This is a genomic window from Pseudomonas sp. MYb193, from assembly GCF_002966775.1.
GTDB classification, from domain to species: Bacteria; Pseudomonadota; Gammaproteobacteria; order Pseudomonadales; family Pseudomonadaceae; genus Aquipseudomonas; species Aquipseudomonas paracarnis.
In genome coordinates, this window is the sequence record NZ_CP023269.1 from 6,084,523 (window position 1) to 6,107,308 (window position 22,786).

The 22,786-nt window shown below is 59.1% G+C and carries 15 protein-coding genes; 10 read left to right on the forward strand and 5 right to left on the reverse strand.

What is annotated here, in order from left to right; translation table 11 throughout:
- Window positions 1-127: 127 nt before the first annotated feature.
- The 3 genes from CLM72_RS28065 to CLM72_RS28075 form a co-directional block, all read right to left on the reverse strand.
- Window positions 128-517: a hypothetical protein gene (locus CLM72_RS28065; protein ID WP_105228996.1), complete on the reverse strand. Its 390-nt coding sequence runs from the start codon at window positions 515-517 to the stop codon at window positions 128-130.
- Window positions 514-1,923: a PAAR domain-containing protein gene (locus CLM72_RS28070; RefSeq protein ID WP_105228997.1), complete on the reverse strand. Its 1,410-nt coding sequence runs from the start codon at window positions 1,921-1,923 to the stop codon at window positions 514-516. The genes CLM72_RS28065 and CLM72_RS28070 overlap by 4 nt, the downstream gene beginning before the upstream one ends.
- A gap of 231 nt (window positions 1,924-2,154) precedes the next feature.
- Entirely contained in the window at window positions 2,155-2,448 is a 294-nt protein-coding gene (locus CLM72_RS28075; protein ID WP_105228998.1) for a DUF3077 domain-containing protein, read from the reverse strand.
- A 656-nt stretch (window positions 2,449-3,104) separates the two neighbouring features.
- On the opposite strand from CLM72_RS28075, the gene CLM72_RS28080 reads away from it, so the two are divergent.
- The 7 genes from CLM72_RS28080 to CLM72_RS28110 all read left to right on the forward strand — a co-directional run bounded on the left by CLM72_RS28080 (window position 3,105) and on the right by CLM72_RS28110 (window position 18,357).
- Window positions 3,105-4,550 (forward strand): sodium:alanine symporter family protein, encoded by a 1,446-nt coding sequence (locus CLM72_RS28080; protein ID WP_034129133.1) that lies wholly within the window; start codon window positions 3,105-3,107, stop codon window positions 4,548-4,550.
- A 76-nt stretch (window positions 4,551-4,626) separates the two neighbouring features.
- Window positions 4,627-5,604 (forward strand): asparaginase, encoded by a 978-nt coding sequence (locus CLM72_RS28085; protein ID WP_105228999.1) that lies wholly within the window; start codon window positions 4,627-4,629, stop codon window positions 5,602-5,604.
- A 115-nt stretch (window positions 5,605-5,719) separates the two neighbouring features.
- The gene (locus CLM72_RS28090; protein WP_105229000.1) at window positions 5,720-10,324 is read left to right on the forward strand and encodes a hypothetical protein; all 4,605 of its coding nucleotides are present in this window, start codon (window positions 5,720-5,722) and stop codon (window positions 10,322-10,324) included.
- 63 nt (window positions 10,325-10,387) lie between these two features.
- Entirely contained in the window at window positions 10,388-11,380 is a 993-nt protein-coding gene (locus CLM72_RS28095) for an AraC family transcriptional regulator (protein WP_105229001.1), read from the forward strand.
- A gap of 128 nt (window positions 11,381-11,508) precedes the next feature.
- On the forward strand, window positions 11,509-12,543 hold the full coding sequence (locus CLM72_RS28100; RefSeq protein ID WP_105229002.1) for a histone deacetylase family protein: 1,035 nt from the start codon (window positions 11,509-11,511) through the stop codon (window positions 12,541-12,543).
- Entirely contained in the window at window positions 12,540-13,631 is a 1,092-nt protein-coding gene (locus CLM72_RS28105; RefSeq protein WP_105229003.1) for a polyamine ABC transporter substrate-binding protein, read from the forward strand. Before CLM72_RS28100 ends, CLM72_RS28105 begins: the two co-directional genes overlap by 4 nt.
- Before the next feature lie 115 nt (window positions 13,632-13,746).
- Window positions 13,747-18,357: a dermonecrotic toxin domain-containing protein gene (locus CLM72_RS28110; RefSeq protein ID WP_105229004.1), complete on the forward strand. Its 4,611-nt coding sequence runs from the start codon at window positions 13,747-13,749 to the stop codon at window positions 18,355-18,357.
- 5 nt (window positions 18,358-18,362) lie between these two features.
- Here the strand turns inward: CLM72_RS28110 and CLM72_RS28115 are convergent, their stop codons facing one another.
- Window positions 18,363-19,901, reverse strand: a complete 1,539-nt coding sequence (locus CLM72_RS28115; protein WP_105229005.1) for a PLP-dependent aminotransferase family protein — start codon at window positions 19,899-19,901, stop codon at window positions 18,363-18,365.
- A gap of 87 nt (window positions 19,902-19,988) precedes the next feature.
- Between CLM72_RS28115 and CLM72_RS28120 the strand changes: the two genes are divergently transcribed.
- From CLM72_RS28120 to CLM72_RS28130, 3 genes are read left to right on the forward strand one after another with little or no spacing between them, the layout of a single operon-like run.
- On the forward strand, window positions 19,989-20,627 hold the full coding sequence (locus CLM72_RS28120) for an FMN-binding negative transcriptional regulator (RefSeq protein WP_105229006.1): 639 nt from the start codon (window positions 19,989-19,991) through the stop codon (window positions 20,625-20,627).
- Window positions 20,624-21,070, forward strand: coding sequence for a GNAT family N-acetyltransferase (locus tag CLM72_RS28125; protein WP_105229007.1), 447 nt, complete (start codon window positions 20,624-20,626; stop codon window positions 21,068-21,070). Before CLM72_RS28120 ends, CLM72_RS28125 begins: the two co-directional genes overlap by 4 nt.
- A 10-nt stretch (window positions 21,071-21,080) precedes the next feature.
- Window positions 21,081-21,752 carry a GNAT family N-acetyltransferase gene (locus tag CLM72_RS28130; protein WP_105229008.1) on the forward strand — a complete coding sequence of 224 codons (672 nt, stop codon included), beginning with the start codon at window positions 21,081-21,083 and terminating at the stop codon, window positions 21,750-21,752.
- 126 nt (window positions 21,753-21,878) lie between these two features.
- Here the strand turns inward: CLM72_RS28130 and CLM72_RS28135 are convergent, their stop codons facing one another.
- A complete protein-coding gene (locus CLM72_RS28135; protein ID WP_034129144.1) occupies window positions 21,879-22,781 on the reverse strand; it encodes a homocysteine S-methyltransferase family protein in 903 nt (300 codons plus the stop codon).
- Between the last annotated feature and the right edge of the window lie 5 nt (window positions 22,782-22,786).

The window sequence follows — 22,786 nt, forward strand, 5'->3', positions numbered from 1 at the left end:
ATTGGCTGGCATGGCGCATTCGCGAGCAAGCCCCGCTCCCACAGGGGTTGTGCGCTGGCAGTTGCATAGGGGACGCAATGGCACTTGGTTTTTGCTGATGTCGGGCCTCGGGTGAGGCCCGTTTGGGTTACCTGAACTCCAGCGCAATGACTACAACAGCCATCCAAATCAGGGCGGTAAAGATCATCGTCGTAACGATTGTAAGAAGACGCTTTAGATAGGGTGGAAAGTTTTCAAGGTCCACGGGGTCCAAGTCGCCCAAGCGGATATAGGACTTTGGCAACAAGACCATCCCAGCGATTTTTGACATTTCCAAAAGAGACCAAATCAAACCTCGTTTCCCGAGACTGTCTCCCCAAAGGTAGATATAACGGCTGTTTTTCAAAGCTTCCTTTATAGCGTCCAAGTGACGGTGGGTGAGGTACAGACTGAATGCGAGGCCGGCAACTCCGATAAGGGTAGGTGCACCAATAACGATGATCACAATCCAAGGATTCCACGTGTCGATATTGGTCATCGTTGAATCACTTCGTAAATTTTCTCCCCGATAACTTCCCCCGCAGCTCCACCGCCCGTCGTACCTATCCATGCGCCAGTCCCTACAACGGCGGCGACGCAAACAACTCCCCCTATGCCAGTAGAGGCACCAAGCGCCAAGCAGATCGGACCACTGGCAAGTCTGCTCCCCCACCCGGCTATAGCACCGAAAGCGGTGGACAAGCCGAATTTTCCCGATTCCGTGAACTTGACCTTCTCACAAGTCTCCCCAGAGTCACCATTACACACCTGCTGAATAGCCAGCAACGAAGACACGCCGCCCAGCCCAATCCCAATATAACCACCCGCCTTCATATACTTGGCAGCCCGACTGGTCGCTTCCACATGCGCGGCATACCCCGGAATCTGACCCGGCCCACCCGCCTTGTCCCAGTGATGCACCAAGCTGCGACTGGATATACCCAAGGCCGTTTTCAACTTGGGGTGATCGCCCAAGGTTGTCTGACCGCGCAGGCGCGTGGAGTTGAGCAAATGAGCATCCAACTGGTTCATCAACCGCTGGCGATCAGCAAAGAACTGCGGTGATCTAAGGTGCCCATGCTGCCGATAGCTGTCCTGATGCAGGCGCTCCATGGCCTGCAGCGTGTCGCGCAGGTTGTTCAGGTGCTTTTCCATCACCACCGCGCTGACACCTAACCAGGTTGAGGTCTGGCCGATGAAACCGGCGATTTCAGCACCATGGCGATACAGAAAGTCAGCCTCGTCCGGCGTAAGGGACGCCAGGGATGCATCGACGTGTTGAGCAGCCTGCATCAGTTGCGCCTCCTGATAGGTGCAGGAGGTGTTGTTCGGATCGCTGAGCACGATCATCGAGCCGGCTTTGACGTTGCCGGTATTGGGATTCAGTGCTTGAAACTTACGCATCACAGCCGGATCACGAATTGGAAACAGCGTGGCCTCCAACGCTTCGCGAGTCACGCTTTTGGGAACGATATAAAAACCTGGCTCCTGGCTCGAGAGACTGTTAAATACGGGCGGTGTCGAATGGTTTGCCGGAGTGTAAGCGTTTTGAGACGGCGCTGCCGACTGAGCAGTTGGCCGGACCGGCTCGGCGGCTTGCCTGTTGGCCCTCACAACCGAGCCACCTGTGCTGTGGTACTTGGCTGAAAACACCGATGGCACCAACTCGGCTTTGCAGGGACAGTCGCTGTAACTATCCAACGTACCGGCCATAAGCCGACCATGGCTGTTTATGTAGGAAATGCCACCGACGATCTTATAAGTTTGCCCGTCCTTGCCACAGGTGACTCGGTCACCTTCGCACGCATGGAAAAGGCCATGTATGTTGACTCTTTTATCACCGTCCAGCACTTCCCCGCCGCAGGTGGTCTTGTCACCTAGGCCAATGAAATAACCTACGCTCATTGTTTTTCCCTTTATCCATTAAGTTTTTTTGGCCGTACTTTCCTCCTCGTCTCGACAAGAAAACTAACGCGTGACGCAGTTCAATCGAGGTAAACGAGCAAGGGAGAGTCAGTGGCAAGCCAAACTTTGGAGAGGGATTTACTGAGGGTAAAGTCGGACGATTCCGTGAGTTTCGTCGTATAAGTCTGATGAGACTGTGGCGCCCGATGCCGTGCACCGGGCGCGTACTGCTTACTGCGGAGTTTGGCTGCCTGGCTGCATCGCCAGCAGCAGGTCGTCGATGATGGCTTTGCCCATTTCGCCCAGGTAATGCGAGGCGAACGCGAACTTCTCGGCTCTTGGGTCCATGGCGGCTTCAAGGGAGAGCATTTTTGCGTAGTAGAGCACGTGGGAGGCGTGTTCGAGGGCTTCCACAAGCGGAACTCCGGCGTTGACGCGGAACAGTTTCAGGTGGCTTTTGTTTTCTCCGCAGTCTGCGAAAGTGGCGGCGCCGATGGTTTCGGCTGAGGGTATTTCGTACGGCATAAGCTTGCTCCTTTGGTACAACCAAAAAGAGCTGCCATTCACGATTCCAAGCATGAGGGTGGCAGCTGTACGCAGGTTGGAATCCGAGAAGAAGCAACTCGGCAGGCGCAAGGCCTCCCACGCACAGCCGCCATAAAGCACAAAAAGCGGGCACAAAAAAACGCCGACTGATTGTATGACGACGCTGTAGCGTCTTCTTTCTCGGGATTCCACGCCCGGTCGCTGATGAGCAGCGACGCCGCAGAGATTAACGCTATGCACGCGCCCTCGCAACCGGTGGCAAATGGCTGTTGTGGCGAGCGAGCTTGCTCGCGCTAGGGCGCGAAGCGGCCCCAGAAAACGGGACTGCTGCGCAGTCCAACGGGAGCAAGCTCCCTCGCCACAAGTAAGCTATTTATCGGCCCCAGCGCGATTTTTCCGATTGACCGTTCCTCGGCCAATTGCGCCCCTTGCAGACGGCTGGCGCGCAGCTAGGTATAGTGCCGCCCCTCTTCGCGTCTGCGGCTGTCGGTAACGAGGCCCGGGAACCACGCGAAAGCGCATGAATAACAACACCCGCAAAAGGATGGGGATCGAGCGTCGTGCACTGCCTGGTGCCGAGCGATGCGTCGGACCGTCCTGCGTTTGCCATCAGAAAAATCAGCGAGGAACACTCCATGCTCGAAGTCATCAACGACTTCCTCTCAGGGAAAGTACTGATCGTGCTCATAGTCGGGCTCGGCGGTTATTTCACGATCCGCTCGCGTTTCGTTCAATTGCGTCACTTTTTCCACATGTTCTCGGTGTTTAAAGACAGCCTCAAGAGCAGCGCCGGCCAACTCAGCTCGTTCCAGGCGCTGATGCTCAGCCTGGCCGGCCGCGTGGGTGCCGGTAATATCGCCGGTGTCGGCATTGCCGTGACGTTGGGTGGCCCGGGTGCCGTGTTCTGGATGTGGGTCACCGCGCTGGTGGGCATGTCTTCGAGCTTTATCGAGTGCTCCCTCGGCCAGTTGTACAAGCGCACCGACGCGGAAGGCACCTACCGTGGCGGCCCGGCGTATTACATCCAGCACGGCCTGCACAAGCGCTGGCTGGGGATGGTCATGGCGTTCCTGCTGCTGGTGACCTTCGGCTTTGCCTTCAACGGCCTGCAAGCCCACGCTGTCACCCACTCGCTGAACAACGCCTTCGGCCTCGACACCACTTACACCGGCCTCGCGCTGGCGGTGTTGCTGGGCCTGGTGTTCATCGGCGGGATCAAGCGTATTGCCTCGATCGCCGACCTGCTGGTGCCGGTCAAGACCCTGGTCTACATCGCCGTGACCCTGTACGTGATCGTGCTGCAATTCGACCACGTACCGGCCATGCTGGCGACCATCGTCAAGAGCGCGTTCGGCCTCGACCAAGCCTTCGGCGGCCTGGTGGGCAGCGCGATCATCATGGGTGTAAAGCGCGGCGTGTTCGCCAACGAAGCAGGCCTGGGCAGTGCGCCTAACGTGGCGGCAGTGGCGTCGGTAGAGCACCCTATCGCCCAAGGCGTGGTGCAAGCGTTCAGCGTGTTCCTCGACACCTTCGTGATCTGCACCTGTACTGCGTTGCTGATCCTGCTTTCCGGTTTCTACACCCCAGGTTTTGAAGGCGACGGCATTGCCCTGACCCAGAACTCCCTGGCGGCGGTAGTGGGTGACTGGGGCCGCATGTTCATCTCGGTGGCCCTGGCGTTGTTCGTGTTCACGTCGATCATGTACAACTACTACCTGGGCGAGAGCAACCTGCGCTTCCTGGTCGGCAACAACCGCAAGGTGCTGATGGGTTATCGCGCTTTGGTGCTGGTGCTGATTTTCTGGGGCTCCATCGAGAACCTGAGCACGGTGTTCGCCTTCGCCGACATCACCATGACCATGCTCGCGTTCGTCAACCTGTTCGCCCTGGCGTTCCTGTTCAAGATTGCCATGCGCATCCTCAACGACTACGACAACCAGCGCGCGGCGGGTATCAAGACCCCGGTGTTCGATTCCAGTCAGTTCCCCGACCTGGACCTGGACCGCAAGGCCTGGCCGGCCAACCCGGTGAAAACCGAAGCGGCCCCGGCAGCGGAACTGAGCGCTCAAGCGCAACGTTAATCACGGCTAGATGACACGCCGCCCGGCCTTGGGCATGCTCTGGGCCCGGCGGCGTTTTTCGTTCAGGAGATTTTCGATGCAACCAGCTAATAACGTGATGGTGCTCTATACCGGCGGCACCATTGGCATGCAGGCCAGCGCCAATGGCCTGGCGCCCGCTTCAGGTTTTGAAGCGCGTATGCGCGCACAGCTTGCCGACGCGCCCGTGCCCGCGTGGCGCTTCAAGGAAATGTCGCCACTGATCGACAGTGCCAATATGAACCCCGCCTACTGGCAGCGCCTGCGTACCGCCGTGGTTGAAGCAGTGGACGACGGCTGCGATGCGGTGCTGATCCTGCACGGCACTGACACCCTGGCCTACAGCGCGGCGGCGATGACCTTTCAATTGCTGGGCTTGCCGGCACCCGTGGTGTTCACCGGCTCCATGCTGCCGGCCGGCGTGCCGGACAGCGATGCCTGGGAAAACGTCAGCGGCGCGTTGTCCACACTCGATAATGGCTTGGCGCCAGGTGTGCATCTGTACTTCCACGGTGCATTGATGGCGCCGACGCATTGCGCAAAGATCCGCAGTTTTGGACGCAATCCGTTTGCGGCCTTGCAGCGCCAGAATGACTTCGCCCGTGCCGAGTACCTGCCCGCCGCGCTGGATTATCGTCAGCCCAAAGCCTTGGCAAACGTCGGCGTGCTGCCGCTGGTCCCAGGTATCGGCGCAGCGCAGTTGGACGCAATGATCGACAGCGGCATCCAGGCCCTGGTGCTGGAGTGTTTCGGCAGCGGCACCGGGCCAAGCGACAACCCGCAATTCCTCGCAAGCTTGCAGCGTGCGCAGGGTCAGGGTGTGGTCGTAGTCGCCATTACTCAATGCCATGAGGGCGGTGTGGAACTGGACGTCTATGAAGCCGGCAGCCGCTTGCGCAGCGTCGGCGTATTGTCTGGCGGCGGCATGACGCGCGAAGCGGCGTTTGGCAAGTTGCACGCCTTGCTCGGTGCAGGTCTTGCCAATGACGAAGTACGGCGTCTGGTGGAACTGGACTTAGGCACCGAACCAAGCTGAACCCGCACAGCCACGCTACATAACCACCGCCAGCCCTGTCCTGCCCCTTTCTAGCATGGAACCCCCGAGCACACGCGCGGGTTACTTCCATCCATGGACAAGACAGGGCTGCATCATGACCACTCCAGGCTCCACTTCTCAGGAAGACATTCAGCAAGATAAATTGATCGCTCTGCTGCTTAACGTCGCGCCATCTTTCACCGAGACTGTCCGCGAGCTGCTGCGCCATTCCTTACAAGAGCAGTATCCCGATCTGCATCTGGACCCCGACAACACGTTAATGGGAACCCCGACCTGGGAACTTATCGATGATCAGGTGGTTGCCGGGCAGACTCATTACCAATCCCTCAGCAACCTCCTCGCCAGGCAGTCCGTGACCTGGGTTCCAACCCAGTGCATAGAGGGCGAGCATTTTCTGACCCAGGCGCCAGTGGCAGAACCTGCGGTTCACCTGCCGGTGCGTATTGTAGAAATCGCCAACACAATCAACATCCTGGCCAAGGTCATCCCACGCGCCTACGAGGAGCAGTTAGTCGCGTTCTGGAATCAAAGCAACGGCAACGGCCCTCGTTGGCATACGCTTTCCAGCACACTGCGCGATATCTGGAATGTCCAGCACATCGACGGCTGGACCGACGAAGATTGCGCCCTGGCTCGCAGCTTGTTCTATGCCCCGGACCGAGCGCTTCGCCAGGTCAACGACCGATTCCAGAGCCGCGCCTATCTGATTGATGTCGACCTGGTCAGAGGCGCGACAACTGAGCACACAGACCTGGTATTCAACGCCGTGCTCGTGGGGAAGTCGCAAGGGCAGACCCGAATCCTGAGCTATTCAATGGACAGCGGCTACGAGAAATTCGAGTCCATGGAGCAGCTGGGGGCGTCCTTGTCGATTCAATTGAAGGGCAGCGAAGCTTTTGATCGCCTGCAATGGCGTCTCTATGAACCGGATGACAATTATTTCGATCGCTTGGCTTTGCGACTGATCGCCCTGCAGCTTCAAGGCAACCGTGACACAACCACGGCCCGCACACCTGCTACAGCGGTAAGCGTACTCCCCGAGACTATGACGCAGCCTGATCGCAACGGCCCCGGACTGGATTGGTACCAGACGACATTGCCGGACTGGCTGACCAGCGCCTCCGTCACCGACCAAACCCTCTACTCGCGGCACCTCAAGGACCTGGCCGCCGTGCACAGCCTCAATGCCGGCAAGACCTATCAGGACGACATACCTGCCATCGAGCAATACGCGCTGGACCGCCTGAAAGCAGAGATTGAAAACGACCATCCAGAGTTTCAGCACCTGGCGCTGGAAAAATTGAGCATTCAGGTCGAAAGCCAGGTGGTGTGGGGATTGTTCACCGTACCTGGCCAAATCGAAACCACCACCTTCAGCCTTGCCGAACTTGCCCTGCAAAACTTGATTGCGCTGCCTGTCGGCAACAAATCCCTGCTGGCCGACACACGGCAATCCATTCCGACATGGCTGACCGTGGACTACATTGAAACCCTCATCAAGCGCATCAATATCGGCACCACCTACCCGGCCTTGATTCGCAGCAAACTGGTCGATGACTCAATGGAGTCGAGCAAACGCAAGGCTCTGTACAACCAGCATCTGCGTGTGCAGTTGCCGATGCTGGCCCTGCAACACAAGATTCGCCACGAGGCCGGTATTGATGAGCGCGGCTACCGCTATGTCGCTGCAGTGCTGCAGGCAGAGACCAGCGACCGTAACGTCGATGGGCAAGCCATTGTCATACGACGCCTGAGTTTCAACCCGCAACGCCGAACCACCAATGCCCACGATGTAGTGAGCAATATGTATGTGATCGGTCCGCAGCGTGTCGAGGCCGGCCCATGCCTGTTGTATCGTCCGCTGTTCGAGCCGGTGCTGATGCAGTTCCCATCGCCAGCTAACCTGCTGTATACAATCACCCAGTCAGCCACGCTGCGCGATTCGGTGGTCGCCTGGCTGCCGGACTCGATACGCGATGACTACAGCCAATATGTATTCCCCGGTGCTCTGCCCTCACCGTGGGCCATCGCCGATGCTCTGGTGGAGCCTGACAAACTCTGGACCTACAGCGGCCCGATGAGCCTTGGCGAAGACGTGCTCAATGGCGACCTCTTCAACACATTATTCGATAGCAATGCCAACGCACTGATAGAGCTGGCAGACCGCCAATCCGTGTCGAACGCGGAAAGCCGTTGGGCCACCTTCAAGAAGGCCGGTTGGCTGATCTTCAATGCGGCTCTGCCCTTCATGGGCCGTATAGCCAACACCGGGGCATGGATCTGGCAGATCGTCGATGACCTGCAAACCTTCGTCGATGCCCAAGCGCATGATGACCAGCCGGCAAAATGGTCGGCCCTGACCGATGTGTTACTCAACTTGGGCATGGCGCTTGCCTTGCACGCGGCCCATCGCGCACACGCTCCTGCCGAAGCGGGCAAGCTCGAGACACAGACACCCGCCCCACCACCGGGCCCCGCCGAGACTACCTTGCAGTTTACCGTGCAACAGTTGCCGGATCTGGAGTCACACGCGCCGCCTCCCAGCCACGCGGAACCATTGAACACCACCGGCGCGATCAAGCGCACCGCTGTCAGCCTGGCCGCGACGCTGGACAGTTACAAAATCGAAAAGCCCACAGGCCTGCAAAATCCCATCACCGAATCCGGTGCTTACCAACACCTGTATCTTCACAAGGAGCATTACTACGCACAGGTTGGGGAACGCTGGTTTGAAGTGACGCTGCAGGATGACAACACGGTTGTCATCATTGACCCCAAGCACACCGATCCCACGGGTTTGTCACTGATTCACAATGCCAAGGGCGAGTGGTTCGTTGACTCCCGGATAAGCCTGAACAGTGGCGGGATCGAACGGGAGGAGCGACAGGCCAGGGATAAAGCGAAGACCAGCGCAAGCGAGCTGCGTGAAAAACTGGAAGCGTTCGAAAAAACCAAAAAAGACGCGCAGCGCGAACTGCAACAAGCCCTGGTAGACATGAACGAAGCGCCAAGCACATCCGCTCAGGCCAAGCGCCACGCGTACCTGGAGAAACTCAGCGGCCAGAGTTCAAGTTATGAAGAGGCACGCCAGCATCTGCTGACCCTGAATGTTTTCACGCAGGTCACTGACTTTCAGCAAAAAGCCCTCGGCTATTTGAAAGCCCAATTGGAGCTCAACGAAGCAAGCATCACCGAAGAACAAACCACCTTCGCGCCAGCACTCAAAAAAGTCCTGGATCAACTCGAAGCCCATGCCTCTTCGCCCCAGACGAGCCATATCGACGACTTCAAGCAACTGGCTGACATGAATCGGCAGATGATTAAACGTCTTGACTACAAACAGTCACGCTTTACCGAGGCTAAGCGCCTGGGCAAAGCCGGCATCGAATTGATCCGCAGCACCAACAGTAAGAACAAGCCACTGGGTTACACCAGCGACGACCTCAAGGCGTTGCAAGTGACGCTGGCGCGCAACCTGTGCCTGGAACCGCAATCCCTCACCACCGAGCCGAGCGCTTGGAAGATGATCGTCGACACGATCGACTACGCCGACATCGCGGTGCAGACCCTGCGCGATACGCTGGAGCAGCGTGGCGAATCGCGCCTGGACGAACGTGTTCAAACGATGAGCAGCCTCGTTGAGCAATTCAAGTTCATCGATGAGCGACTGGAGGACGTGGCCCAGGAGTTCCCCGAGCAGATCATTGCCCAGCCGCTGGCCCAACTGCGTCAATCGCTGCGTGATTTCTCCCGACGCGCCAGCGCGCAATTAGCTCCCCTGCACTTGGCGCTGGAAAAACTCCGGGGCCGACCACTGGGGCCGCCTATGCCGCCCAGACCAGTGAAGAAGTTTATCCGCACGCGCTTCAACGGCGTCCTGATCGGCGAACCTCGCCTCACTAGCGTGGGGCTTGAAGCCGACCTGGTGGATATCCGCTCACCGCTGACAGGCAAAGTCATTGCTACGTTCCACGAGAAGTCAAAGGGCATTTGGGTCCAGCACGTAAGCCCGGATAGATCGCAGGTCTCACGACCCGCAGTCACTATCGATACCAGTCTGCGTCAGGCGCAGACACTGCTGGACACCTTGCCGGCCTTTAAAACGCGTGTAACCGAGCACTCGGACGATACTTCGCGCACCCCCATCGGCGTCGAATATGTACTGCATCAGCATGCGCAATTAATGGAGCAGGCCGTCGATGACATTGACGAGGCCTTGACCAAAATCAATGAGACTGAAAGCACTGAGCACCCTGCAGTCGCCCTGCGACAAAAACTTGAGGAGGCCGCGACAGCCCTTTATGAACAGGCCAATCAGCATCTGCAGAAAATGATCAAGCGACAGCCGCCAACCATGGAAGGTGTTGAATGGCTCAAAAATCATGACCTGATCAAAATCAAAAGAACCGTAAAACGGCGCCGACTCAAAAGCAGTATCAAGGATTACCTGGATGAGTACACCCTCACCGACAAGTCCACCAAGGCGGTGCTCTGGTATGCCCACTTCCACTATCAGGCTCCAGAATCCTCGCTGGAGCGATTTATTTCAGCGCGCCTGAAAACCCCACAAGAACGCGAGCAGGGCAGCGTGTCGGACGATGTAAGCGGGCACACCACCGAACAACAAATAGCCTTCTATCGCAGTAGCATCAGCCTGACGCAGGCGCAGCAGGTGTTTTTCCCCACAGGGCGCGATTGATCGCCTTCTCGCGCAACGGCACATAACTTGCTCCAGCCTGGCAACCCCAGGCTGGAATCGATCATGCTGCATTCACACCTGACGACCCTCAACGCTGTCTCGCTGATACTCGACACCTTCAAGCCTGACGGCATACCCAGCGAAACCCTGCTGGCCGGCAGTGGTATCGGCAGTGCCGACCTGAGCCGCGCCGACACGCGTATTACCACGCAGCAGGAATTGCGTGTGTGCGCCAACGCGGTGGCGTTGCGCCAGGATATCGGGCTGGAGCTGGGCCGGCGCATGCATGTGTCGTCCTACGGGATGCTCGGTTATGCCTTGCTCACCAGTGCCACCTTCGGTGACGCTTTGCGCTTGGCCCTACGTTACCCGGCGCTGTTGGGAACACTTTTTGAGCTGAGCCTTGAAGAAGACGGGGAACGCGTGTGGTTCACGGCCAGCGATTACCGTGAGGACCTGGCCCTGACCGCATTCAATGTCGAGTTTTGCCTGGTCTCGCTGAACGTCATTTGCAACGACCTGCTCGGCCGGCGCCTGCCCTTGCTCGGTGCGCGTCTGGCCTATAGCGCGCCGCAATACCGCGCACGCTACGTCGAGTATTTCGACTGCGCGCTGCAATTTGACGCCGGCAGCCACGCTTTTGCCTTCGACCGACGCTGGCTCGATCAACCACTGCCCCTGGCCGATGCGGTCACTCACTGCGCCATGATCGAGCGTTGCCGCAAACAGAACGCCGAATTCACCGGCCGTCAGGTTTGGCTGGACCGGGTACGGCAATTACTCGCGGCGCAGTTGACTGCCGCCCCTGGTCTGGAGGGGCTCGCCGAGCAGATGAACTGTTCGGCACGCACCCTGCGCCGACATCTGCATGATCTGGGCTGCAGCTACCAGGAGTTGCTCGATGAACTGCGCTTTGAACGCGCCAAGCAGCTGCTGGGCAATGATGAACTGCCGATCTACCGCATTGCCGAGCAACTGGGTTTCAGCGAGACCGCGAGCTTCCGACATGCTTTCGTGCGCTGGAGCGGTGTGGCGCCGAGCCAATTCAGGCCGTGAGCAAGGGCGAATAACGGACAAACACTTTGGCCATATCGATCCCCTTTTGGCCGTTTCTGCCGTTCTCCAAACCCATGACTGCCGCAACACTGCAAGGCATTCCCACCCTGCGCTCGGAGAACAACAACATGCTGACGATCTATTCGGACGATCATCATCTGCATCACGGCCGTTGTGAACTGATGGACGGGCAATTGATGCCCTGTTTTGAGATGCCTTCGCGCGCCGATCATGTGCTGCAACGGGTCAGGGAACGCGAGCTGGGCCCGGTGCAGGCGCCCGAGGACTTTGGCCTTGCGCCGGTGCAACGCATCCACAGCGCTGACTACCTGGCCTTCTTCAAAGGTGCGTGGGAGCGCTGGACCGAATTCGGCCAGAACGGCGACTTGCTGCCTTATACCTGGCCTGCGCGAACCCTGCGTCGTGTGTTGCCTACCAGCCTGCACGGTCAGTTGGGCTATTACAGCTTCGACGGTGGCGCGCCGATCACCGCCGGCACCTGGCAAGCCGCCTACAGCGCAGCGCAAGTGGCACTCACAGCGCAACAAGCGATCCAGCGCGGCGCACGCAGTGCCTTTGCCCTGTGTCGCCCGCCTGGGCATCACGCAGCCAGCGACTTGATGGGCGGGTATTGCTACCTCAATAACGCGGCCATCGCGGCGCAGGCATTTCTCGATCAGGGCCAGAAGAAAGTCGCGATCCTTGACGTGGACTATCACCATGGCAACGGTACGCAATCGATTTTCTACGCGCGCAGCGATGTGCTGTTCACCTCCATCCATGGGCATCCCGAGGCGGAGTTTCCGTTCTTCCTCGGCTATGCCGATGAACGGGGCGAAGGCGCCGGTGAAGGCTTCAATTACAACTATCCACTGGCGGCGGGCTCCGGCTGGGAACATTGGAGCGCAGCGTTGGAACAAGCCTGCGATGAGATCGAGCGCTACGCTGCCGACATCGTCGTAGTGTCTCTGGGCGTCGACACCTTCAAGGATGACCCTATCTCGCAGTTCAAACTCGACAGCCCGGACTACCTGGCCATGGGCGCACGCATTGCCCGCCTGGGCAAACCCACGCTGTTCGTGATGGAGGGCGGCTACGCGGTGGAAGAAATCGGCATCAACGCCGTAAACGTTCTTGAAGGTTTTGAGGAAGCAGTCCAATGAACATGCTCAAGTCGCTCGCCCTGTGCGCCGTGGTTGTCAGCGGCGCAGCCCAGGCCGAAGAAAAAACCCTGAAGGTCTACAACTGGTTCGACTACATCACCCCCAAAGCACTTGAGGACTTCAAGACCCAGAATCCGAAGATCAAGTTGGTCTACGACATCTTCGACACCAACGAAGCCCTGGAAGCCAAACTGCTCACCGGCAACTCCGGCTATGACGTGGTGGTGCCTTCCAACGTGTTCCTGGCCAAACAGATCGAAGCCGGCGTGTTCCAGCCCCTGGACCGCAGCCAGTTGCCGAACTGGAACCATCTTGACCCCAAACTGATGAAGCTGATCGAAGCCAACGACCCCGGCAATCAATACGCCGTGCCCTACATGTACGGCACCATCCTGATCGGCTTCAACCCAGCCAAGGTCAAGGCGGCCCTGGGCGACAACGCCCCCGTGGACAGCTGGGACCTGATCTTCAAGGAAGAGAACATCAGCAAGCTCAAGCAATGCGGCGTCGCACTGCTGGACTCGCCCTCGGAGATCCTGCCCCTGGCGTTGCAGCACCTGGGCCTGGACCCCAACAGCAGCAACCCCAAGGACTACGACAAGGCCGAAGCGCTGTTGATGAAGATCCGCCCGTACATCACCTACTTTCACTCTTCCAAATACATGGCGGACATCGCCAATGGCGACATCTGTGTCGCGGTGGGTTATTCCGGCAGTTTCTCCCAGGCCGCCAACCGTGCCAAAGAGGCAAAAAACGGCATCACCGTGGACATGCGCCTGCCCAAAGAGGGCGCGCCGATCTGGTTCGACATGCTCGCCATCCCCAAGGGCGCGCAAAACCCACAGGACGCCTATACGTTTATCAACTACTTGCTACAGCCCGAGGTCATTGCGCCCATCAGCGATTTTGTCGGCTATCCCAACCCTAACAAGGATGCGACCGAACGGGTCGATCTGACCATTCGCAACAACCCCAACCTTTACCCGACCGAAGCGGCGATGGCGACGCTGTATACGTTAAAGCCTCTGGGGCGTGATGCGGAGCGCGCCAGGACCAGAGCCTGGACCAAGATCAAATCCGGCACGTGAAACGCTGGCGGGCGTAGATGCGCCTCGACGTATCTACCGCCCTCGACGCAACACAGCTCGCTACTTTGCTCATTTGCGAAGCCCGTCCGGGCCATCGAATGCAGAGGAGCTGCACATGCCCAATGACACCGCTAATAACCACCGTCCGCCCAGTACCTATGAACTGCTTACCCAGTTAACCACTGGCCCCACCGCCCGGGAAGTTGCCGCCACCACCCTGCGCTCTGCACTCAAAGAGTTGTATCCCAACCTGAATATCGACCCCGATCTGGCCGTGGTAGTCAGCCCTCAATGGGAGGTGGTCGGTAACGCCGTCAAGCGCGCGCCGGCTGCTGTGGAATCGCTCACCTCAGTGCTTGCTCATCAGGCACTGTCCAGCGACAGGGTGACCTACCTCGACGGTCAACACTTCCTCACGCTACAACCCAACGCTACGGCTCCTGTACACCTCGCGGTGAAAATCGATGCCATTGCACGTCTGATCAACGAGTTATCCGACCTGCTGTTCGCCGCGTTCCAGGAGCAGCAGCTGGACTTCTGGAACGCGTCCAACGGTGCCGCCGGCCCACGCTGGCAGGCCTTCTCCAGCGCGTTGAGAAACGTGTGGAACATCACCGAAGAGCAAGGTCTGGATGAGCACGAATGCGCCATGGCCCGCACGGTTTTTCAGGAGCCCGACCGAGCCAGGCGTTCGCTGAAAGACCCCTATAAAAGCCATGCCTACCTGGTTGACGTGGATATTCTTGAAGATGGCCAATCTACCCACCTCTACTTCCTGGACCTTTCCGTATTGGTGGGCGAACACGAGAACCGCCCGATAGTGCTGACGCACTCGCTTGTGAGCGGGTATGAGACGTTCGAGTCATTGGACCAGTTCGGTGCTTCGCTGCCGGCAAGGCTGAATGCACCAGAGCAGGACGCTACCTTGCAATGGCGCTTGTACGAGCCTGATGGCAACTTCTTCGATGCGCTGGCCTGCACACTGATCTCGCTGCAAATCCAGGTCATTGGCAGCCTCGGCGGGGCCGGCCTGCAAGATCAGCCGCGCGCCCCAACTGTCGCCCGCATCGTGCCGAGCATCGAAGAGATGAGCGATCACCAGTTGTCGAATATTCGCCAGATTCACCAACAACTCCCGGACTGGCTGACCTCGGCGACGGACTCCGATACCGCCGCCTACAGCCGCTATATGATCGACCTGGCCCAACTGCACACCCATTACCACGGCGAAACATTCCAGGACGGCATTCCGTCTATTCGTGACTATGCCCGGACTCAGTTGCACAGCCATATCCGCGTCCCGCAAAAGGGCGTGAGTCTGAATCTGGACAAGGTCGAGGTTGTGATTGAAAGCCCGGTTCTGTGGGGCACATTTGTCATTCCGGGTGCCGTCGACATCACTCGTCGTGACCTGATCGACCTGGCCCTGGAAAACCTTACCGGCTTGCCTACCGGCAACGCGACCGTGCACTACAACGGCAAGGACAACGGTGTACCCACCTGGCTGACTTACCGCTTTCTGAAAGACGTCATAGAAGACATTGATATAGGCCAGAACTACCCAGCCCTGGTCAAACAAAAACTGCTCGATGATCCGCAGCAATCGCGCCATCGACAGCAGATCTACACCCGCCACCTTCAGGTGCAACTGCCACTGCTGGCCTTGCAGATGAAAATCCGCGGCCAGGGCGGCATCGATGAACGCGGTTACCGCTACATCGCCGCGGTGATGCACAACGAAGAACAGGAGCGCAAAGTAGATGGGCAGCCCATTGTCATTCGCTGCCTGGCCTTTGTGCCCACCTTGCGCCCCGGCCATGAGCAAGACGTGGTCGCCAATATGTTCGTGATCAGCCCGAGGCATTCCGACGCCGGCCCCTGCGTGCTTTATCGGCCCCTGCTCGAACCGACGCTGATGCAATTTGCATCGCGGCAAAACCTGCTGTACGCCATCAAGCATGACCGTACCTTACGCGAGTCAGTGCTGGCCTGGCTGCCCGACGCGCAACGCTTCAACTATGCACAATATGTGTTCCCCGACACCCTTCCCTCGCCCTGGACCGTGGTGCGCGCACTGGTCGAGCCGCTTACCGTGCTGTACATGAGCGGCCCCGTGACGCTGACCAACGAAGAAATAGGCAATGACGCGTTAGCGACGCTGTTCAAGGCCAATGCCAATGCCATGGTCGAATTGGCAACACGCCAGTCGGTATCCAACGTACAGAAACGGTGGGCGACCTTTCGACATGCAGGTTGGCAAATATTCAGTGCCGCGCTGCCGTTCATGGGCCGCACCCTGGGAGTCGCCGCCTGGATCTGGCAAATCATGGACGACCTGCAAGCTGCCGAGGAGGCCGTGAACAAGGATGACCACTCAACGGCCTGGACTGCGTTGGTGGATGTATTCCTCAACCTGGGAATGGCGCTGACTCTGCATATAGCCCTGCGCCATCCGCGTCCTCGAAAGCAGTTCGATGCGGCCAGGATTGAGCCCGAATCCGAACAAACGACAATCGAAACGGTGAGCAAACCGCCGGTTGCCGAGAAAAAATATACCTGCGTGCAGCAACCGGATATTCCCGACAATCAACTACCTGCCAAGCATGAAGGTGCCGTACACACGCGCGGCGCCCTGAGCCATAGTCGCCTGGGACTGGCCAGAACACTCGACAGTTTTAATGTTGCCAAACCCGATAAGCTTGGCGAGCAAAATAAAACCCCCGGCCGCCACCTCAATCTCTATCCACTCGCGGATCGGTGGTTTGCACCCGTTGGTGAGCGCTGGTTCGAAGTCATCGTGGATGACAACGACAGTGTCATTATCATCGACTCCAAATCTCCCTTGCGTACAGGCCCGCCGCTGATCGGCAACCTGGCGGGCCAGTGGTTTGTCGACATCCGCCTGCGACTGCGCGGCGGCGGTCTTAGAAACCGCCGGCGGGCGGTCAAGGTCGATCAGCCTGCGCGCATTGCAGCACTCAAGAGCCAGCTCAACGCCTTTGACGCCGTCGCCGCCAGTCAACAATTGGACGTGCTTGAATCAAAGCCCGCGCTGGACGCTACCCCGGGGCCGTCCACGGACCTGCAGCGTACAGCGTTCATCGATAAGGTCGACAGGCGGCTGGCGGCGTACGACGAAGCGATCAGCCAGCTGAAGTCCTTGAGCATCATCGACACGGTACCCACCTACCAGAGCAACATGAGCGGTTACCTGAAACAACAGGTGCAACTGACACAGATAGCCATGGAGCAACAGGTGAAGAGCTACGAGAAAGCCTTGAAGGCGTCGTTGCCGGTTCTTGATGCCGAGGTAGACATTGACTATAAAAACCAGGCAAAAATCGCAAAAACCCTGTCCACTCAGAACCTTGGCATCATCAGGCGGCTGGAATTCATCAACGACCGCTTCAACGAACTTAAAACCCTGGGAGATGAAGGCGCGGCTATCATTCGTAAAACCATGCGAGAGTTGCCGCAGCTCACGCTCATTGAACTCAAATCTCTCGAGATTGGCTTGGGCCGTTACTTGTGTATCGATGAGACGCAAAGCCAGGTTCCAGCCACCGTGCGAGAGCGAATGGGCCAGATCGTCGATTCAGCCGAAATCAACGTTGAAAGTTTCAGTGAGATTATTGAACGCGGTAATGGCGCCTCGCTGGATAATCGTATCGAGGTGCTCAACAGCCTCGTTGAGCAATTTTCCAGCGCCGACCAACGCCTGCTGGATCTGCATGCCGATTACCCACAGCACTTGCTCAAACCCCGCCTCGAACGTTTTCGCCTGCAAATAAGCGAGTTCAGCCAACGGGCCATCCACGACCTGGCCTACCTGCTGCGAGAGAAAAAAGCCCAGCAGCCCAAGCCCGGCAGCTCCAGGGCCGAGCCCGGCCCGAGGCCTAAAGTGATCAAGACACGTCATCACGGCTTGGTGATGGGTGAGCCCCGCGAAGCAGACAGTTCGTTGGTCGACGTCAAGGCACACATGACCGGCAAGGTGCTCGCCACGTTTCATGAGAAGGCACCGGGAGTCTGGGTTAAACGGCAGGAAGCCCCATCGCAGCCAAGCGCACCGGTAGCTGTGGATCTGGACACCAGCATCAACGCGGGGCAAGCGCTATTGGATGGCGAACAAGCTGAAACCCGTAAATACCAGGGTTTCTCCAGGAAACCCTGGCATGCGCCGCAGGATATTCAAGACATGTTCGATGATCATGCAAAGGCGCTGGAAAAAGCCTCAAACGATATCGAAGAAGCCCTGACCGAGCGCAATCTTACTGAAAGCGATCACGCTTCTGCCGCCTCAACCAAGCGCCAGCTCAACGACGCGGCGCAACGCCTCTATCGGCTTGGTAAAAAACACTACATCGACATGATCAAGCATCAAGCGCCAACCGCCGAACGGGTTGACTGGCTCAACAGCCAAGGGTTGATCCGCATCGTCAAGGTCATCAGCCGCCGCCCCCTCAAGGGGCCCAAAAAGGACTATCTGGACGAGTACGAGATTCGCGACAAAGAAAACGGCACTGTGCTGTGGTACGCGCACTTTCACTATGAAACAAAAGATGCCGCGCTGGAAAACTTCACCAAGGATCACCTCAAGACCCGCGAGCAACAACGTCTAGGCGGTGCCTATCAGCGCACCGGCCCCAGTGACTGGGACATGATTGAAATCCATCGCAGCAGCATCGGCGCCCAACTGGCCCAGTCGCTGTTCTTCAACACCTGATCGGCTTATGGCAGCCAAGCCAGACGCAAACGCTCCAGCGCCTGCGCAATGCCCGACTCAGGCACGGCAGCAAACCCCAGCACCAGGCCGGCGCGTTGGTCCGGCGGTGTGCTGGAGTCTGGCAGCCAATAGGTGCTCAAGCCGTTGATCTCTACACCGACTGCATGAGCTTGCTTTAGCAATTGTTGCTCGCGGGACACGCTGTCGACACGCACCGTCAAGTGCAGTCCCGCTGCAACGTTGGGCAATGGGCCAACACCGGGCAATGCCTCTGACCATCCAGCCAACAAGGCATTGCGACGGCTCAACGCAGCACGGCGCATCCGGCGAATGTGGCGCTGGAAGTGCCCCGCCGCCATGAACTCGGCCATCACCGCCTGGGTGCTGACTTCGGAGTGACGCACGTCCACCGCGCGGCGCCGGGTGAAGGCTTGCACCAGGCCCGGTGGCAACACCAGGTAACCCAGGCGCAACGCCGGGAACGCCACCTTGCCGAAAGTGCCCACGTACAGCACGCGGCCACTGCGATCCAGCGCAGCCAATGGTGACAGCGGCGCGCCGCTGTAGCGGTACTCGCCGTCGTAATCGTCCTCCACGATCCAGCCGCCTGAACGCTCGGCCCAGGCCAGCAATTCCAGGCGGCGTGCCAGGCTCATCACCACGCCCAGCGGATACTGATGGGAAGGCGTGACATACGCCACGCGGCAATCATTGAGGGTACTGAGCACCTGGCAATCCATGCCCTCACCGTCCACCGGCACGCCGTGCAGTCGCCCCCCGGCCAAAGCGAATGCATGGCCGGCCGCGCGATAGCCAGGGTTTTCCACCGCCACGCCATCCCCAGGCTCCACCAGCAACTGTGCACAAAGGCTGATGGCCTGCTGTGCGCCGCTGGTGATCACAATTTGTTCAGCCGTGCATTGCATGCCACGCGAGCTGCGCAGGTACGCGGCGATCAAACCGCGCAGGCGGCCATCACCTGCCGGGTCGCCATAGCACAGCTGTTCCAGGTCGGGTTTGCGCCAGAACGCCCCATTCAGCTTGGCCCATACCTCAAACGGGAACAGATCGAAGGCGGGTACGCCCACGCGAAATGCCCGAGGCGGTCCCAACGGCGGCTGAGGCAGGTGGTGGTCTTTTACCCGCGCCAACCCGGCACTGTGGATAACTTCGTCATCCAAATCCTCGGGTAAATTTGCCCATTTTGTGGATAACCCTGGGGATAAGCCTGTTGACAACCCTGTGGATACTTTTGTGGATAGTTTTTGGGGCATCGGCAATTGGGCAACATAGGTGCCATCACCCACCCGGCTCTCGATAAACCCTTCGGCATACAACTGGTCGTAGGCGCGCACCACGCTGTTGCGGGAAATCGACAAGGCTGTCGCCAAATCTCGGGTTGCGGGCAACCGCGTGCCGCTGACCAATCGCCCATCCAATACCCGCTGACGCAGGGCCTCATAAAGCTGGCGCGTGAGGCCCTGGCGGCGGTCCAGCTCGATACCGGCGGGGTTGAAGGACAGCGGTGGCGAAACAGGCGGCATATTGGACCTATGAAAATAGCGCTAGATGGCTCTTACAACGAACCAATAGCCTGCCTAGGATGCAGGCATTCGCCAAGGAAAATCTCCATGTACACACCCCGCGCCTTTGCTCTCGATGACTTGCCCGAAATCCAGCAACTGATCCAGCACACCCGTCTGGCGCAGTTGGTAACCATGGGTGAAAACGGCCTGCAGGCCAGCCACTTGCCCTTGCTGCTCAACCCCGATGAAGGGCCCAACGGCACGCTGTACGGTCACTTGGCCAAGGCCAACCCGCAATGGCGCGAGCTGCAAAATGGCGGTGAAGCGCTGGTGATCTTCGCCGGTGCCGACGCTTATATCAGCCCGGCGTTTTACCCCGCCAAGGCCGAGCACGGCAAAGTGGTCCCGACCTGGAACTACATCGCCGTGCACGCCTATGGCACGCCTGCGGTATTCAGCGACGCCGAGCGCTTGCTCAAAGTGGTCACCGCCCTCACCGACCGCCATGAAAGCGGCCGCGCCCAACCCTGGCGTGTCAGCGACGCACCGGCGGACTACATTGACGGCATGCTCAAGGCCATTGTCGGCTTTGCCCTGCCGATCGAACGCCTGGTGGGCAAACGCAAACTCAGCCAGAACCGCAGCGCCGCCGACATGGCCGGTGTACGTGACGGCCTGGCCGCCAGTGCCGATGTACGTGACCAGACCCTCGCCCGCTTTATTCCCCAAGGAGTTTCAGAATGAGCTTGATCGACATTCGCCAGGTCACAGCCGCCGACCAAGCCGCCTGGCTGCCGCTATGGCAGGCCTACTTGGCGTTCTACAACACCGAATTGCCGGACGCCGTCAGCCAAAGCACCTGGCAACGCCTGATCGACCCCAGCGAGCCGACCCATTCGGCACTGGCCTGGCAGGACGGCAAGGCGGTGGGCATGGTCAACTTCATCTACCATCGCTCCAACTGGAGCATCGAGAACTCCTGCTACCTGCAGGACTTGCTGGTTGATCCGGCCCAACGTGGCACGGGCGTGGGACGCCAATTGATTGAGTTCGTCTACGCCACCGCCAAGGCCGATGGCTGCTGCAAGGTGCACTGGTTGACCCATGAGACCAACGTCACGGCGATCCAGCTCTATGAGCGCATCGCCGAACGTCCAGGCTTCATCCAATTTCGCAAAGGTCTTTAAGGAGCACTGCATGATCAATTCCCTCGCTGATTGGAAAGGCGTCCCGGCGCCGACTGCGCACCTGCTTGAAGGGCGTTTTATCCATCTGGAAAAGCTCGACCCGGCGCGCCATGCCGATCAACTGTGGCAAGCCCTTGACGGCCCAGGGGCCGACCCGAAGCTGTGGGATTACTTGCCCTACGGCCCGTTCACCGAGCGCAGTGCCTTCGACGCCTGGTTGAACAACCACGCCGCCCACAGCGACCCGTACTTTTTTAGCGTGGTCGACCGTGCGACGGGCCAGGTTCAGGGCATCCTCAGCCTGATGTCCATCGTCCCGGCGCAAGGCCGTATCGAAATCGGCCACGTCACCTTCGGCGCACCCATGCAGCGCTCGCCGAAAAGCACCGAAGCGGTGTACCTGCTGGCCAAGTATGCGTTCGAGCAGGGCTACCGTCGGCTGGAGTGGAAGTGCAACAACGGCAACGCGCGGTCCAAGTACGCAGCCGAGCGCTTGGGGTTCAGCTTTGAAGGGGTGTTCCGCCAGCACATGGTGGTCAAGGGGCAGAACCGCGATACGGCGTGGTATTCGATCCTGGATTCGGAATGGCCGAAGGTCGGTGCCGGGTTTGAGGCGTGGTTGTCGGAGGCGAACCAGAGTGGTTCGGGCCAGTTGAAGACACTCACGGAGTGTCGGGATTAATGCTCACATGTGTGGGAGCTGGCTTGCCTGCGATACAGACACCTCGGTGTATCAGGCAAACCAGTTGATGCCATCGCAGGCAAGCCAGCTCCCACATTGGAGGGTGGCGACTCTCCGAACTTAGGCTCAGCCAGCCAACTTCTGGGCCAGCACCGCAATATGCTCCGGTCCGATGCCGCAGCATCCACCCAGATGGCTGGCGCCGCGTGCTTGCCAATCCGCCGCCCATTGCAAGTAGCCGGGCGGGTCGAGGTCGTCGCGCAACGGGTCCAGACCATCGTTGGCCGTGGCTTCCTTGGGTTGCGGTGGGAAAGCGTTGGCATAGGCGCCGATCTGAATCGCTACACCCAATCGTTCGAAAGTTGCCCGCGCCGCATCAATGGCCGCGCCGATCACTTCCGGCTGGCTGCAGTTGAACAGCAATACCTGCACGCCCAGTTGCGCCGCCGCCTCGGCTGCGTCCGCCACCGGTTCGCCGGAGCGCAGGCGCGGCACCTCGTCGGTGTCTTCGTCTTTCAAGGTAAACGACAGCCAGAACGGCTTGCCATCCTTAGGCAGCCCGGCATGAATCGCCCGCGCTTCAGCGATCGAGCTCTGGGTTTCCGCCAGCCACAGATCGACATGCGGGGCCAGGCCGTTCACCAAGGGGGTGAGCAACTCACTGACGCGCTCGGCCTGGAACAGATCTGGGCGATAAGAACCAAACAGCGGCGGCAGTGAGCCGGCTACCTGCACGGCTTTACCGGAGGCCTGCACCGCCCGTCGCGCCAACTCACCGGCCAGGGCGGCGAGCGCCTGCCCTTCTTGGGCAAACCGCGCTTCGCCAATGTGGAACGGCACCACCGCGTAACTGTTGCTGGTGATCACATTAGCACCACTGTCGATGTAGGCCGCGTGCACCGCCTCCACCGCTTGCGGCGCTTCGCTCAAGGCCAGTGCCGACCATTCCGGCTGACGGAACGGCGCGCCACGGCGTTGCAGTTCACGGCCCATGCCGCCATCGAGAATTACTGTGCTTACTGCGCCCATATGCT

Coding starts and splice junctions, on each gene's coding strand:
- CLM72_RS28065 (WP_105228996.1), bottom strand. CDS start 517: ATGACCAATATCGACACGTGGAATCCTTGGATTGTGATCATCGTTATT.
- CLM72_RS28070 (WP_105228997.1), bottom strand. CDS start 1,923: ATGAGCGTAGGTTATTTCATTGGCCTAGGTGACAAGACCACCTGCGGC.
- CLM72_RS28075 (WP_105228998.1), bottom strand. CDS start 2,448: ATGCCGTACGAAATACCCTCAGCCGAAACCATCGGCGCCGCCACTTTC.
- CLM72_RS28080 (WP_034129133.1), top strand. CDS start 3,105: ATGCTCGAAGTCATCAACGACTTCCTCTCAGGGAAAGTACTGATCGTG.
- CLM72_RS28085 (WP_105228999.1), top strand. CDS start 4,627: ATGCAACCAGCTAATAACGTGATGGTGCTCTATACCGGCGGCACCATT.
- CLM72_RS28090 (WP_105229000.1), top strand. CDS start 5,720: ATGACCACTCCAGGCTCCACTTCTCAGGAAGACATTCAGCAAGATAAA.
- CLM72_RS28095 (WP_105229001.1), top strand. CDS start 10,388: ATGCTGCATTCACACCTGACGACCCTCAACGCTGTCTCGCTGATACTC.
- CLM72_RS28100 (WP_105229002.1), top strand. CDS start 11,509: ATGCTGACGATCTATTCGGACGATCATCATCTGCATCACGGCCGTTGT.
- CLM72_RS28105 (WP_105229003.1), top strand. CDS start 12,540: ATGAACATGCTCAAGTCGCTCGCCCTGTGCGCCGTGGTTGTCAGCGGC.
- CLM72_RS28110 (WP_105229004.1), top strand. CDS start 13,747: ATGCCCAATGACACCGCTAATAACCACCGTCCGCCCAGTACCTATGAA.
- CLM72_RS28115 (WP_105229005.1), bottom strand. CDS start 19,901: ATGCCGCCTGTTTCGCCACCGCTGTCCTTCAACCCCGCCGGTATCGAG.
- CLM72_RS28120 (WP_105229006.1), top strand. CDS start 19,989: ATGTACACACCCCGCGCCTTTGCTCTCGATGACTTGCCCGAAATCCAG.
- CLM72_RS28125 (WP_105229007.1), top strand. CDS start 20,624: ATGAGCTTGATCGACATTCGCCAGGTCACAGCCGCCGACCAAGCCGCC.
- CLM72_RS28130 (WP_105229008.1), top strand. CDS start 21,081: ATGATCAATTCCCTCGCTGATTGGAAAGGCGTCCCGGCGCCGACTGCG.
- CLM72_RS28135 (WP_034129144.1), bottom strand. CDS start 22,781: ATGGGCGCAGTAAGCACAGTAATTCTCGATGGCGGCATGGGCCGTGAA.